17 protein-coding genes are annotated in these 12,558 nt (G+C 39.1%); 7 read left to right on the top strand and 10 right to left on the bottom strand.

What is annotated here, in order from left to right; genetic code table 11:
* The first annotated feature begins 538 nt into the window (after window positions 1–538).
* Genes FL972_RS04470 through FL972_RS04450 form a run of 5 tightly spaced genes read left to right on the top strand, consistent with a single transcriptional unit; the run spans window position 539 to window position 4,757 of the window.
* A complete protein-coding gene (locus tag FL972_RS04470) occupies window positions 539–1,777 on the top strand; it encodes a dihydroorotase (protein WP_144603889.1) in 1,239 nt (412 codons plus the stop codon).
* Window positions 1,770–2,282 carry a DUF4199 domain-containing protein gene (locus FL972_RS04465; RefSeq protein WP_144603888.1) on the top strand — a complete coding sequence of 171 codons (513 nt, stop codon included), beginning with the start codon at window positions 1,770–1,772 and terminating at the stop codon, window positions 2,280–2,282. The genes FL972_RS04470 and FL972_RS04465 overlap by 8 nt, the downstream gene beginning before the upstream one ends.
* Window positions 2,283–2,288: 6 nt before the next feature.
* A complete protein-coding gene (locus FL972_RS04460; RefSeq protein WP_144603887.1) occupies window positions 2,289–2,837 on the top strand; it encodes a DUF4199 domain-containing protein in 549 nt (182 codons plus the stop codon).
* Between the two features lies 1 nt (window position 2,838).
* Complete coding sequence (locus FL972_RS04455; protein ID WP_144603886.1) at window positions 2,839–3,801, top strand: glycosyltransferase family 2 protein; 963 nt, start codon at window positions 2,839–2,841, stop codon at window positions 3,799–3,801.
* A complete protein-coding gene (locus FL972_RS04450; RefSeq protein WP_144603885.1) occupies window positions 3,801–4,757 on the top strand; it encodes a glycosyltransferase in 957 nt (318 codons plus the stop codon). Before FL972_RS04455 ends, FL972_RS04450 begins: the two co-directional genes overlap by 1 nt.
* Here FL972_RS04450 and FL972_RS04445 read toward each other — a convergent pair.
* Window positions 4,754–5,518 carry a class I SAM-dependent methyltransferase gene (locus FL972_RS04445; protein ID WP_144603884.1) on the bottom strand — a complete coding sequence of 255 codons (765 nt, stop codon included), beginning with the start codon at window positions 5,516–5,518 and terminating at the stop codon, window positions 4,754–4,756. The two genes, FL972_RS04450 and FL972_RS04445, sit on opposite strands and share 4 nt — an antisense overlap.
* Before the next feature lie 162 nt (window positions 5,519–5,680).
* Between FL972_RS04445 and FL972_RS04440 the strand changes: the two genes are divergently transcribed.
* On the top strand, window positions 5,681–7,159 hold the full coding sequence (locus FL972_RS04440) for a TolC family protein (RefSeq protein ID WP_144603883.1): 1,479 nt from the start codon (window positions 5,681–5,683) through the stop codon (window positions 7,157–7,159).
* Window positions 7,160–7,173: 14 nt separating this feature from the next.
* Here the strand turns inward: FL972_RS04440 and FL972_RS04435 are convergent, their stop codons facing one another.
* The 9 genes from FL972_RS04435 to FL972_RS19360 all read right to left on the bottom strand — a co-directional run bounded on the left by FL972_RS04435 (window position 7,174) and on the right by FL972_RS19360 (window position 11,200).
* Window positions 7,174–7,545 carry a hypothetical protein gene (locus tag FL972_RS04435; RefSeq protein WP_144603882.1) on the bottom strand — a complete coding sequence of 124 codons (372 nt, stop codon included), beginning with the start codon at window positions 7,543–7,545 and terminating at the stop codon, window positions 7,174–7,176.
* Window positions 7,546–7,621: 76 nt separating this feature from the next.
* A complete protein-coding gene (locus tag FL972_RS04430) occupies window positions 7,622–7,780 on the bottom strand; it encodes an Arc family DNA-binding protein (RefSeq protein ID WP_144603881.1) in 159 nt (52 codons plus the stop codon).
* A 3-nt stretch (window positions 7,781–7,783) separates the two neighbouring features.
* Window positions 7,784–8,275: a hypothetical protein gene (locus FL972_RS04425; RefSeq protein ID WP_144603880.1), complete on the bottom strand. Its 492-nt coding sequence runs from the start codon at window positions 8,273–8,275 to the stop codon at window positions 7,784–7,786.
* Between the two features lies 1 nt (window position 8,276).
* Window positions 8,277–9,125, bottom strand: coding sequence for an SPFH domain-containing protein (locus tag FL972_RS04420; RefSeq protein WP_144603879.1), 849 nt, complete (start codon window positions 9,123–9,125; stop codon window positions 8,277–8,279).
* Between the two features lie 117 nt (window positions 9,126–9,242).
* Window positions 9,243–10,199 (bottom strand): signal recognition particle-docking protein FtsY, encoded by a 957-nt coding sequence (gene ftsY / locus FL972_RS04415; protein WP_091648546.1) that lies wholly within the window; start codon window positions 10,197–10,199, stop codon window positions 9,243–9,245.
* Window positions 10,200–10,290: 91 nt separating this feature from the next.
* Complete coding sequence (locus tag FL972_RS04410) at window positions 10,291–10,443, bottom strand: DUF4295 domain-containing protein (RefSeq protein WP_091648549.1); 153 nt, start codon at window positions 10,441–10,443, stop codon at window positions 10,291–10,293.
* 37 nt (window positions 10,444–10,480) lie between these two features.
* Complete coding sequence (rpmG, locus tag FL972_RS04405; protein ID WP_009036148.1) at window positions 10,481–10,663, bottom strand: 50S ribosomal protein L33; 183 nt, start codon at window positions 10,661–10,663, stop codon at window positions 10,481–10,483.
* A gap of 32 nt (window positions 10,664–10,695) precedes the next feature.
* Window positions 10,696–10,938: a 50S ribosomal protein L28 gene (rpmB, locus tag FL972_RS04400; protein WP_091648551.1), complete on the bottom strand. Its 243-nt coding sequence runs from the start codon at window positions 10,936–10,938 to the stop codon at window positions 10,696–10,698.
* A 103-nt stretch (window positions 10,939–11,041) separates the two neighbouring features.
* Complete coding sequence (locus FL972_RS19360; protein WP_175557828.1) at window positions 11,042–11,200, bottom strand: DUF5522 domain-containing protein; 159 nt, start codon at window positions 11,198–11,200, stop codon at window positions 11,042–11,044.
* A 71-nt stretch (window positions 11,201–11,271) separates the two neighbouring features.
* Between FL972_RS19360 and rocD the strand changes: the two genes are divergently transcribed.
* Window positions 11,272–12,543 carry an ornithine--oxo-acid transaminase gene (gene rocD, locus FL972_RS04395; RefSeq protein WP_144603878.1) on the top strand — a complete coding sequence of 424 codons (1,272 nt, stop codon included), beginning with the start codon at window positions 11,272–11,274 and terminating at the stop codon, window positions 12,541–12,543.
* Window positions 12,544–12,558 lie beyond the last annotated feature (15 nt).

The raw sequence follows: 12,558 nt of genomic DNA, 5'->3' as shown, positions 1-12,558 counted from the left end.
GCTGGGGTTTTTGTGTTTTAGAGCTACAGAGAAGCGAGAACCTAGAAGCGAGAGACGAGAAGGCATGGAAAGGCTGAATTCTGAAGTGAGAAAGTTTATCTGCAGGAGGCAGGCTGAAAGAGTGGACTTTTAGTCGCTTTTCCTATTGATTTTTTTAGTTTATAAATAGTAGGCAGCATTGAGTAGACAGTAGGTATGAAAGGCTGAAAGCTTAAGTGAGAAAGCTGAAAGAACGGACTACTGGTTATTCGTCCCAATGAAGTTTATTCAGTTCAGGAATAGCAGGCAGTAGGCTGTGGGTAGAAGGGAAGTTTTTAAAGTTTATCTCCCAAAGGGAAGGTTAAGTCAGAAAGGTAAAAGGGTAAAGAATTCAACGGGAGACGTATTCCAACAACTAATTACTCAATAACAAATAACTCAATAACCAATAACCCAATTACTCCTCCCATGACGGGTAATGAATAGATTTATCCCCTGACACTGAAGTTTATTTTTCATTTTTAGAATATTGTTGCAGTTTTGTAGCAAATCAGAAATAATGGCTGTACTATTCAGAGGTATTACCCTCATTGCTTCAGGAAAATCTACTCAAGGAGATTTTATTTTTGATCAAGGGAATTTCACTCCTTTTTCTCCCTCCAAAGAATCACCAAAAAATGAAATAAATGCCACCGGCTGGATTGCTAGTCCAGGCTGGACTGATCTTCGCGTTAAAGCCGGAGAACCTGGATTGGAGTACAAGGAAACTATTGAAAGTCTATGCGAATCACTTCAAGTAAGTGGTTTTTCAAGGGCTGTTTTAATGCCCAATACAGATCCTGTCGTTCAATCCAAAAATGAGGTTGATTTCATCAAATCCAAGGCTGCTCAATATTCTCCTAAATTGATTGTTCAAGGTGCTGTAACCAAAAACACCGACGGAGAAGATTTGACCGAAATCCTGGATATGCATTACCAATCTGGTGTTAGAATTTTTGGAGAAGGTAATAAGCCCCTTTCTAATAGCGATCGCTATTTAAAAGTTATTCAGTATTTGCAAAAGTTTGAGGGTATTCTGTTTGACCATGCATATGATCCTTTATTATCTATTTTCGGACAAATGCACGAAGGAGAGATGTCTACTCATTTGGGTATGAAAGGGATGCCTTCTTTGGCCGAAGAAGTGGCCATACACCGTAACCTGGAATTGATTCGCTACGCAGGTGGTAGAGTCCATTTTCAAACAATATCCACAGCAAAAGGGGTGGAATTAATTCGACAAGCTAAAAAAGAAGGCTTGGCCGTTACTGCTGATGTATCCATCTATCAACTCTTGTTTTCAGACTCTGACTTAAAGGAGTTTGATCCCAATTATAAAGTGATTCCACCTTTCAGAGGTGTTGCAGAGCGAAAAGCCTTGATTAAAGGCCTCAAAGATGGAACTATAGATGCCTTGGTGTCCAACCATCAGCCTCAGGATTTTGACTCCAAATTTATGGAGTTTGACCTCGCCTCTTTTGGGATGTCTGGCCTTCAAACATTTCTTCCTGCCATGGTAAAGCTTGCAAAAGAATTGGGCTGGGATCTTTTGATTGAAAAAATCACGGATGGGCCAACCAAAGTTTTGTCCGATAACCAGGATAGTTCTTGGACGATTTTTGATCCAGCGGAAAAGTGGACTTATAATCGTAAATCCAATAAGTCTCTTTCAGCCAATCACCCTTGGTTCGGAACTGAATTGACCGGTAAAGTGAAGTATGTGTTTCAAAAAGGGAACTTGATAAAAATTGATGAATAAATATTTTGGATCTGCGTATCAATTCGGAACCTTAGGTGGAATCTTAAGTGTCATAGCTTTCGGGATATTAGCTTGGATGGAACCGGATCCTACGAATCTGAATTTGATTTTCGGCTATGTCATCACTCCCATATCCATATTTTTGGCTTTGAAGTTTTTCAAAGATTATTCTAATAACGGCTTTATTTCTTTTGCCGAAGGGATGTCGGTTGGTTTTGTGACCTATTGCTTGATTGCCATTATCTCAGGATTAGGTATTTGGATAATTTTGCTTTCATTTCCTGAATTATTTGAAGAAATCAAATCCTCCAAACTTGAGGTCTTGGGATCAAGTAAAGACACTATTATATCTCAAGTGGGAGAGGATTCCTATCAGAGTACTTTAAAAAATGTACAATTCATGGTTCCTTTTGACATTGGATTGAATGATGCTATTTGGAAAATCATCCCCGGACTGTTTTTTACCATTATTATTTCTATTATTTTGAGGAAAAACCCTAATTGATCACTTATGGAAGAGCAACAAACTCCTTTTAAAGCCGCTGTCCAACCTGGTTTGACAATCGGCCTAGTTTCTTTGGCAATAACTTATATTGCTTATTTTATCGATTCTAATTTACTCGCTTCTGGTTGGTTTGGCTTAGTTGCAATCGTATTGTTTTTTATTTTGATTATTTATTTCGGAAGACAATACAGAGCTGAATTAGGTGGGTTCATGAGTTTTGGGACAGCTTTTAACTTTAGCTTTATAGCTATTATCATCTCAGGAATAATTAGCATTATAGGGCAAATCCTACTATTTCATGTGATAGACCCATCATTACCAGATGTACTCGCAGATGCATCAGTTCAGAATACTCTGGAAATTATGGAGAGTTTTGGTGCTAATCCTGATAATATGAGTACTGAGCAGCTGGATGAGATGAGGGAAGCTACCAGGAATAATTTTACGCTAGGAGGCCAAATCAAAAACTTTGGCTTTGGATTGATAGTATATGCAATCATTGCCTTAATTTTGGGTGCTATCCTTAAAAAAAGAGATAAGTCCCTAGATTATTAAAATGCTTCAAGTCTCAGCTGTAGTTCCAGTATTCAACGAGGAGGAATCTTTACCGGAATTGACCCAATGGATTAGCCGTGTCTGTAATGACCACGGCTTTTCTTATGAAATCATATTGGTCAATGATGGAAGTACCGATCAGTCTTGGGAAGTAATCCAGCGTCTCGCCAAAGAAAATGGAAATATCAAAGGGCTTAATTTTATCCGGAACTACGGGAAATCTGCGGCTTTAGACGCTGGATTTAAAAAGGCTGAAGGGCAAGTAGTGATTACCTTGGACGCTGACTTGCAAGACAGTCCCGAAGAAATTCCGGGACTCTATAAAATGATAACAGAAGAAGGGTATGATGTAGTGTCTGGCTGGAAAAAAGAACGGCATGACCCTATTTCTAAAACGATTCCTTCCCGATTTTTTAATGCAGTTACCCGTTGGATATCAGGAATAAAACTTCATGATTTCAATTGCGGATTGAAAGCCTATAGGTCTAAAGTGGTTAAAAACATTCAAATCTATGGGGAGATGCATCGCTATATCCCCCTTTTGGCAAAATGGAATGGGTTTGCGAAAATCGGTGAAAAAGTCGTTCAGCATCAGGCCAGAAAATATGGATATTCCAAATTTGGGATCGAGCGTTTCCTGAATGGGTTTTTAGACCTGATTTCGGTTTCATTTGTCCACAGATATAAAAAGAAGCCTATGCATTTTTTCGGATTGTGGGGTACTCTTTCCTTCTTTTCAGGATTTATTATTACCTGCTGGCTGATTTTTCAAAAAGTTTATGGGCTAAGCCAGGGAAAACCAGTTCGGGAAATCGTAGACCAACCTTTATTCTTTTTGGCCTTGGTTGCCTTGATTATAGGAGTTCAGTTGTTTGTGACAGGCTTCATTGCAGAATTGATGACATCTAATCAATCTAAGGAAACTGAATACAAAATTGATGAAGAAATCAATTTTCACTTTTGATGAAATTTTCGGTAATCATACCGGTCTATAATCGTCCTCAGGAAATTCGAGAACTTTTAGAAAGTCTACAAAATCAGAGTTATTCAGATTTTGAAGTTGTCATTGTTGAGGATGGGTCTTATATCAAATCTGAAGAAATTGCGGCTTCTTTTTCCTCAGACCTAGAGGTCCGGTATTTTTATCAGGAAAATTTAGGTCAGGGCTTTGCCCGAAATTTTGGTATGAAAAATGCTTCTGGTGACTTTTTTGTCATTCTAGACTCGGATGTAATTCTCCCACCAAATTTTCTGCAAGTCTTATCAGAGGAAATTCCGAAAAGGAAATTGGATGCATACGGAGGGCCAGATGCTGCAAAAGAAGAATTTACAGCTCTTCAGAAGGCAATGGATTTTGCCATGACCTCTTTCTGGACAACAGGGGGTATTAGAGGTAAATTAAAAGATCCCTCCAAGTATCAGGCAAGAGGCTTTAATATGGGAGTTTCCAGAAAAGTCTTCGACAGTACTGGGGGATTTGTGGATCCCAATAGGGGAGAAGATATTGAATGGAGTATCCGAATAAAAAAGGCAGGATTTAAATTGGAGTTAATCGAAGATGCCTTTGTTTATCATAAGCGAAAAAATACACTTTTAAGCTTCACCAAACAGGCATTTTCTTTTGGGAGAAACAGAGTGAATGTGTCAAGGTTTCATCCAGGAGCAATCAAGCTGGTTCATTTGTTTCCCTCCCTTTTTCTCCTGTTTCTATTTATGACTTTGATTGGTTGGCATCCTCTTACTATTCAACTTCAACGAGGATTGATCTGTCTATGGGCCTTCTTAATCCTAGTTTCTGGATCTCTTCAAACCAAGTCATTGCTTACAGGATTTTTGGCCTTAGTCTGCTCAGTTATACAACTCTCAGCCTATGGGAAAGGTCTGATTTATGAACTGGTGTTAAAACAATTCAAAGGCTAATCTCCTTTTTTACAGACAAAAATGATTTCCTGAGAAGGTAAAGCAAAGTGCGATACTTTTTCTTCGGATAATTCCTTCACGAATTGATTTTCTTCTATGCGCAATCCTGAGCGCCTCAATCTTTCTGCGTAATCTTTACCGAATTTTCGAACATGGTCTCTTTGGCCAAAGAGTTTTTCTCTTTCAGCAGGGTCTGTAATGGAGGAGTCTTCCAGAGTTGTTTCTATAGGGTATACTGGAGACTGGAGAATAGCCCATCCGCTTGGCTTCAGGACTCTATTAAACTCCTGACAAGCCCTTATATCGTCTTCTACGTGTTCCAAGACATGGTTGCAGAATACTACATCAAATGTATTTTCCGGAAAGGGGATATCATGAACGTCCATTTTAACTTTTGCCAAGGGAGACTCAATATCTCCTGTGATATACTCCAAATTAGGAAGGGCTTCAAATCGCTGGATGAAACAATGCTCTGGTGCTACATGCAAAACTTTCAATGGAGCCGTGAAGAAGTTGGTTTTTTCTTTTAAATAAAGCCACATCAACCTGTGTCTTTCTAAGGAAAGGCAGTTGGGGCAAAGAGCATTTTCCCTTGCTATCCGGCCGTAAGGGAGGAATTTTTTGTATGATTTTTCACAAACGGGGCATTGAACTGCGCTGCCACGATTAGTTATGGCGAAAAATTTCATGGCCAAAGGACTTACTCTTTGTAGAAATGGTCTGGGAATATACCGGATGACAAAACTGATTATCTTCTTCATATCGCTATTCAGGCTGCAAGTTAATCAATCCTTTTTGCCTGAAATAATGATCAATAATAGAGTGTTTAGGATTTTTTAGGATTTTGATACCTAGGCATAATTTGTAATTCGTAGAACTATCATTATTTTAGTTCAAATTACCATATTATGATTTAAAATCTGATGAAAAAAAGACACTTTATTGGCTTATTATTTTTTGCTCTGACTTATTTTCCAACCGATTTAAAAGCCCAAAATGAAGCTACTTATACGCTTCAGGAAATGGTTCAACGAGCTAAAGATAGATCTCCCGCAGCCTTAAGAGCATTGACCAGAAAAGAAAACAGGTATTGGCAATACAGGCTTTTCAGGTCCAATTACAATCCTCAACTTCGCCTCAATGGGACAATTCCAAGCTATTCTCAGGCTTTTAATAGTATCACTCAGCCGGATGGTAGCATTGAGTTTTTGCAGGTAAGACAGAATTTTATGGATTTGGAATTGGGACTGCAGCAGGTAATTGCTCCAACAGGAGGGATAATATCTGTGAATACCTCAACCAACCGTTTTGATAATTTCCTGGCGGGTCCAAATGAAATCCAGACCCGCTGGTCGGGAGTTCCTGTGAATGTCAGATTGCAACAGCCGCTTTTTGCTTATAACCAATTCAAATGGGATAAGAAGATTCAGCCTTTGCTTTTTGAAGAAAGTAAAAGAGAGTATGTACAGGAGATGGAAGAGGTTTCTTTGTTTGTGACTCAATTGTTTTTTGACTATCTGATAGCTCAGGTAAACCTACAGGTAGCAACTCAAAACCTAGAAAACACGGAAGAGATTTTTTCCATAGAAAAGAAGCGTTATGAGTTAGGGACTACTTTCGAGGATCGACTACTTCAGGTTGAACTTCAGGCCTTACAGGCAAGGCAGGATCTAGCTCAGGCAAAATTGGATCTGGAGAGTTCAGCGCTTTCAGTCAACTCATTTATAGGGTTAGATCCCAGTACAAAAATTAGCTTGTTATCCCCTGAAAACTTGCCTGATTTTGAAGTCAATGTGGAAGAAGCAATTCGATTGGCTTTTCAAAACCGATCTGAAGCTTTAGGGTTTGACCGAAGGAAACTCGAAGCAGAAGCTCAGGTGGCAGAAGCGAAGGGTCAGAGAATAGGAATGCAACTAAATGCGAGTTACGGTTATAACAATGCCGCTTTTGCTTTCCCTGATATTTTCAACAATCCCAATACACAAGCTTTGGTGAATTTAGGGGTGTCGGTGCCTATTTTGGACTGGGGAAGAAATAAGGCGAGAATGGCTCAGGCGGAAGCAAATCAGCAACTGGTCAACTATACTGTGCAGCAGGATGTGATTAATTTTGAGCAGGAAATATTTACCAAAGTCAAAAACTTCCTAATGATCAAGGAACGGCTGAATGTGACTAAAACTTCCGATGAAGTGGCTCAAAGGAGATACGAAATTGCTTTGAAACGATACCAGACAGGCAATGTCACGGTGACTGATCTGAATATTGCTCAAAATGAAAAAGACAGCAATAAGAGAGCTTATTTCAATGCATTGAAAGATTTTTGGGTCGCCTATTATGAATTAAGGGCTTTGACCTTGTATGACTTTGAAAAAGAGGAATTATTATATAAACCTGAGATCTAAATGAAAAAAGACGGCTATATGCCGTCTTCATTTTCATTAATGTACTTCTCTAGTTTTTCAATGTCCTTTTTCAAGCCTTCAATACTTTTCTTTTGCTTGGCGATTTTTTTGGTGATTTTCTCAACATCATTTGGAGAAAGTTTTCCTGCTGCATTGTCCCTTTCAAATTTGGTTTGGGTTTTAACCAGTTTAGCCTCTTCTTTTTGAAGTTTTTCTAGTTTTTTTCCCAAATCAATCTTCGCTTTGACTAGCTTTTCTGCAGATTTGATTTCTTTTTTTTCTTCTTTAGACATCTCTGAAGTCTGGGCTGAAGCAAGATTTGGAATCATAATCAATCCAAAAACTGCAATCAGGCTTAAAAGAAGTGTTTTCTTTATCGTGTTCATTTTAAAGTTCGTTTATCCAATATACTCACTTATATAAGGAAATGATTCTCTTTGGAGTTCAATTATTAGCCTTTGACTAAGAATTTTTCGGAAGCCTACCTGCTTTTTTTAACGCTTCTCTAATCACCCATTCTATTTGACCATTGGTACTACGAAATTCATCTGCAGCCCATTTTTCGATGGCCTTCATGGTTTCTTCATCGATGCGAAGTGCAAATGCTTTTTTTCTTGACATAATCTAACCCTCCCTCCAATCATTGATAAAATCTCGTAACTCAGGCCCTTTTTGTGTTCCCAGCATTATCTTTTTAGAATCGCCGGTATCAATTAGTAAGCCTTCATCTCCTACTATACTATAAGCCTTGCTGGTCTTGTTTCCTTTCAAACCCCATCCTCCATAATCGGTGATTGGACTGTAATGAATCACTTCTATAGATTTGATTTTTTCTCTTGGAATATGCCTCCATTTGTTGATGAATGGGAAAAACTTATAGTGTATACCCTGATCATCAATTCTTGTTTGCAGTTGAATATTCATTATTAACAAGAATGTGCCAATAATGGCGATGGATGCAATACTAAGGCCTACTAAGTTCTCTGTGACATCTCTGTCAGAGTTTATCAAAACCACAGAGAGAAGTATGAGTATGGGTACCTCTGTCATGAGTAAAAGGTACATGACCCAAGTTCCTCTGTAGTTTTGATTTTCGTTGAAGACTCTATTAGCCATTTTATTGATGTAATGTTCCTACATTCAAAACTGGGCTGGCACTTTTATCTGAACAAAGAACTACCATCAAGTTGGATACCATCGTAGCTTTTTTATCCTCATCAAACTCAATAATATCTTTCACTTTCAGGTCTTCTAAAGCCATTTCTACCATCCCGACAGCTCCTTCCACAATCTTTTGTCTTGCCGCGACGATAGCCGTGGCTTGCTGTCTTTGAAGCATGGCGGAAGCAATCTCCGAAGCATAAGCCAAATGGGAAATTCGGGCTTCTATTACTTTGATACCGGCATGATTGAGTCTTTCCACAATCTCTTCCTCCAGGGAATTATTAACCTCTTCCACACCTGAGCGAAGAGTGATCTCTGCCTCTTCATCTTCAAAATTATCGTAAGGATAGGAGCCAGCCATTTTTCTGACGGCGGCGTCTGATTGGAGATGAACGAAGTTTTCATAATCGTCCACATCAAAAGTGGCTTTGAAAGTGTCTTCCACTTGCCAAACTACGATGGTACCAACCATGACTGGATTACCGATTTTGTCATTTACCTTGAGTGGCTTGTTTTCAAAGTTTCTTACCCGAAGTGAAATTTTCTTCTTGGTCATAAAAGGGTTGACCCAGAAAAAACCGTTTGCTTTCACTGTTCCCTTATATTCTCCAAACAAGAGTAATACCATGGCTTTATTGGGTTCCACTATAAAATAACCTGGAATGAGAAGAATGAATGCGAAAATAGATGCTATTCCAGGAACTGCCTGTCCATTGACTAGTGAAAATATAGCAGCTGGAATTAAGGCTAGATTCAATAAAAGAATCATGTAGCCTGAGATGGGTTTGGTTATTTTTTCCATTTCAATATGATGTTAAAATGATATCATATTAAATTACGGTATAAAAATTAAATGTTCAAATTTTTGCAAAAAAAAAGCTCCGGAAATTCCAGAGCCTCTTTGGTTTGTGGTCTTCGATTATTTTTTGGTAAAAAGAGAATCAACGAACTCCTTTCGATTGAAGATTTGCAGATCAGTCATTTTTTCCCCAACCCCTATGTATTTCACCGGGATTTTGAATTGGTCAGAAATACCAATAACTACTCCACCTTTGGCTGTTCCGTCTAACTTGGTAATGGCCAAGGATGTGATTTCCGTTGCCTTGGTAAACTCTTTTGCTTGAATGAAGGCATTTTGACCTGTAGAACCATCCAGTACGAGTAATATCTCATGAGGTGCATCGGGGATAAACTTTTGCATTACCCGCTTGATCTTGCTCAACTCATTCATCAGGTTGATTTTCGTATGAAGTCTACCTGCAGTATCTACAATTACAACGTCAGCTTTTTGGTCAACGCCTTGCTTAACTGCATCAAAAGCTACAGAAGCTGGATCAGTATTCATCCCGTGAGAAATTACAGGTACTCCAACACGATCGCCCCAGAGAATCAATTGGTCTACTGCGGCTGCTCTAAAAGTATCAGCAGCTCCTAAAATCACATTTTTACCGGCACTTTTAAAAAGGTTAGCGAGTTTTCCGATAGTGGTTGTTTTGCCAACTCCATTCACCCCAACAACCATTATAACATAAGGCTTTTTGTCTTCAGGTAAATCAAAGTCTAGAAAATCCTGAGAATTATTCTCTTCCAACAGAGCCGCTATTTCCTCTTTTAAGATAACATCCAGCTCCTCTGTATTCAGGTATTTGTCACGAGCTACTCTTTCCTCAATTCTTCGGATGACTTTGATGGTAGTGTCGACACCCACATCAGAGGTGATTAGGATCTCCTCCAGCTCATCCAATACATCTTCGTCTACCTTGGATTTCCCAACTACAGCTTTACTGAGTTTGGAAAAGATATTGTCGCTGGACTTTTGAAGTCCTTGATCCAGACTTTCTTTTTTATCCTTTGAAAAGAAACCAAAGATTCCCATGATAGTATGATTTAAAAGTGGAATATAATGAAAAAGTCCCTGCTGACCGATGGACAGAGGGACTAGAAATCATTACGATGCTTTTGGCAAATTATTTCTTAAGGGTATCCTGAACCAATGTGGAAGGAACCATTTCTTCTCTGAAGGTGTATGCACCGGTCTTCTCAGACTTCACGGCTCTAATCACTTTGGCGTAAGACACGCCACCTTCTTTTTTTAGGGTTGCTACTACTTTCTTAGCCATATCTTTGTCGTTTTATCGGATTGAATCCGAGCTTAAATTACTTAATTTCTTTATGAACAGTAACTTTCTTAAGAATAGGGTTGAATTTTTTCAACTCCAATCTCTCAGTTGTATTCTTTCTGTTCTTGGTAGTGATGTATCTGGAAGTACCTGGCATGCCAGAGTTCTTGTGCTCTGTGCATTCCATTATCACTTGTACTCTATTTCCTTTCTTAGCCATCTTCTTATTCTTTTATTGCGTCGTGACTTTGATTATCTGATTACAATCATTCCTTTATCCTGCGCTTCTTTCAAAACTGCAGTGATACCTTTTTTGTTGATCGTCTTCAATGCTTTAGAGCACACTTTTAAAGTGATCCATGCATCCTCTTCAGGTACGTAGAAAGTCTTCTTATGAAGATTTGGGTAAAATCTACGCTTCGTTTTGTTGTTTGCATGGGACACGTTGTTACCTACTCGAGGTCTTTTTCCGGTAATGTCACAAACTTTTGCCATGATTATGTATCGTAATTTGTATGCGTTTCTGTAATGAGTCTGCAAATATCGGAACTTTTTGGGAATTAACAACAAAGGCTTTTAAAAATATCCAGGAATATTTTCAGCCTTTGGGATATGGGCAGTGTTTGCAGCCACTACCGCAGCAATAACCACGTTTGAGGTGGTACTTTTCTGTGAAGACCATCAGGCCTTGCTCATTCAAATAATAATCTCCCGGCTCCAAGGCAGGTAATTTACCCTGCTTCTTTTCTGATTTCATAGTAGCCCTCTTCTGCATTTGTTATATTTGCATTAGAGGAATTAATTAAGAACTCAAATTTACGAAAAAACATGGAGACTATCACTTCGAGCAAGCAGGCAATCGCCTTGGAAGATAAATATGGAGCACATAATTACCATCCTTTGCCTGTGGTATTAAGCAAGGGTGAGGGGGTGTTCCTATGGGATGTGGAAGGAAAAAAATATTATGATTTCCTATCTGCTTATTCCGCGGTCAATCAAGGACATTGTCATCCTCGTATCAAAGATGCATTAATTGAGCAGGCTGGAACTCTTACTTTGACTTCCAGAGCTTTTTATAATGATGTGCTTGGGCCTTTCGAGAAATACATCACCGAGTATTTTGGCTTTGACAAAGTGCTACCGATGAATACCGGTGCGGAAGGTGTGGAAACAGCTATCAAAATCGCCAGAAAATGGGGTTATGAGAGAAAAGGAGTTGCTGAAAACAAAGCCAAAATCATAGTTGCTGAAAATAACTTCCATGGAAGAACTACTACTATCATTTCATTTTCCAATGATGCCAATGCTAGGAAAAACTTTGGCCCTTATACTGATGGCTTCATTCGCATACCTTATAATGATATAACAGCTTTGAAAGCTGCTTTGCAACAGGAAAACGTAGTTGCATTTTTGGTGGAGCCTATACAAGGTGAAGCTGGGGTGTATACACCGGCAGATGATTATATCAGACAAGCGAAGGCAGCCTGTCAGGAGCAAAATGTGCTGTTGATTGCTGATGAGATTCAAACAGGAATTGCAAGGACTGGTTCTTTATTGGCTGTTTGCGGCAACTGTACTTGCCAAGGTCATTGCGAAAAGCAAGAGACTTATACAAAACCAGATATGCTGATCTTGGGGAAGGCGATTTCAGGTGGGTTCTATCCGGTTTCCGCAGTTTTGGCAGATAAAGATATCATGGATGTGATCAAGCCGGGTCAGCATGGATCTACTTTTGGAGGAAATCCTCTGGGGGTAAAAGTTGCCATGGCAGCTTTAGAGGTTGTTCGCGATGAAAAATTAGCCCAAAATGCTAGGAAGCTTGGGCAACTTTTCAGGGATCGAATGCAAAAAATGGTGGATAAATTCCCGATTGCAAAATTGGTTCGTGGCAAAGGGTTATTGAATGCTGTTGTCATTAATGACTCTGAAGATAGTTCTACAGCATGGGACATTTGTGTAAAGCTTGCAGAAAACGGTCTCTTGGCTAAACCAACGCATGGAAATATTATCCGCTTTGCGCCACCTTTGGTGATGACCGAGGAGCAATTACATGAGTGCTGCGATATTATAGAAAGAGTAATTGCTGAATTCAACCGATAATTTCAATTTACACCT

It is taken from the genome of Algoriphagus algorifonticola (assembly GCF_007655305.1).
GTDB lineage: Bacteria > Bacteroidota > Bacteroidia > Cytophagales > Cyclobacteriaceae > Algoriphagus > Algoriphagus algorifonticola.
This window is presented reverse-complemented; position numbering and strand designations above follow the sequence as displayed.

What these genes read in the sequence shown, in the direction of transcription:
- FL972_RS04470 (WP_144603889.1), top strand. Translation starts at nt 539, where the DNA reads ATGGCTGTACTATTCAGAGGTATTACCCTCATTGCTTCAGGAAAATCT.
- FL972_RS04465 (WP_144603888.1), top strand. Translation starts at nt 1,770, where the DNA reads ATGAATAAATATTTTGGATCTGCGTATCAATTCGGAACCTTAGGTGGA.
- FL972_RS04460 (WP_144603887.1), top strand. Translation starts at nt 2,289, where the DNA reads ATGGAAGAGCAACAAACTCCTTTTAAAGCCGCTGTCCAACCTGGTTTG.
- FL972_RS04455 (WP_144603886.1), top strand. Translation starts at nt 2,839, where the DNA reads ATGCTTCAAGTCTCAGCTGTAGTTCCAGTATTCAACGAGGAGGAATCT.
- FL972_RS04450 (WP_144603885.1), top strand. Translation starts at nt 3,801, where the DNA reads ATGAAATTTTCGGTAATCATACCGGTCTATAATCGTCCTCAGGAAATT.
- FL972_RS04445 (WP_144603884.1), bottom strand. Translation starts at nt 5,518, where the DNA reads ATGAAGAAGATAATCAGTTTTGTCATCCGGTATATTCCCAGACCATTT.
- FL972_RS04440 (WP_144603883.1), top strand. Translation starts at nt 5,681, where the DNA reads ATGAAAAAAAGACACTTTATTGGCTTATTATTTTTTGCTCTGACTTAT.
- FL972_RS04435 (WP_144603882.1), bottom strand. Translation starts at nt 7,545, where the DNA reads ATGAACACGATAAAGAAAACACTTCTTTTAAGCCTGATTGCAGTTTTT.
- FL972_RS04430 (WP_144603881.1), bottom strand. Translation starts at nt 7,780, where the DNA reads ATGTCAAGAAAAAAAGCATTTGCACTTCGCATCGATGAAGAAACCATG.
- FL972_RS04425 (WP_144603880.1), bottom strand. Translation starts at nt 8,275, where the DNA reads ATGGCTAATAGAGTCTTCAACGAAAATCAAAACTACAGAGGAACTTGG.
- FL972_RS04420 (WP_144603879.1), bottom strand. Translation starts at nt 9,125, where the DNA reads ATGGAAAAAATAACCAAACCCATCTCAGGCTACATGATTCTTTTATTG.
- ftsY (WP_091648546.1), bottom strand. Translation starts at nt 10,199, where the DNA reads ATGGGAATCTTTGGTTTCTTTTCAAAGGATAAAAAAGAAAGTCTGGAT.
- FL972_RS04410 (WP_091648549.1), bottom strand. Translation starts at nt 10,443, where the DNA reads ATGGCTAAGAAAGTAGTAGCAACCCTAAAAAAAGAAGGTGGCGTGTCT.
- rpmG (WP_009036148.1), bottom strand. Translation starts at nt 10,663, where the DNA reads ATGGCTAAGAAAGGAAATAGAGTACAAGTGATAATGGAATGCACAGAG.
- rpmB (WP_091648551.1), bottom strand. Translation starts at nt 10,938, where the DNA reads ATGGCAAAAGTTTGTGACATTACCGGAAAAAGACCTCGAGTAGGTAAC.
- FL972_RS19360 (WP_175557828.1), bottom strand. Translation starts at nt 11,200, where the DNA reads ATGAAATCAGAAAAGAAGCAGGGTAAATTACCTGCCTTGGAGCCGGGA.
- rocD (WP_144603878.1), top strand. Translation starts at nt 11,272, where the DNA reads ATGGAGACTATCACTTCGAGCAAGCAGGCAATCGCCTTGGAAGATAAA.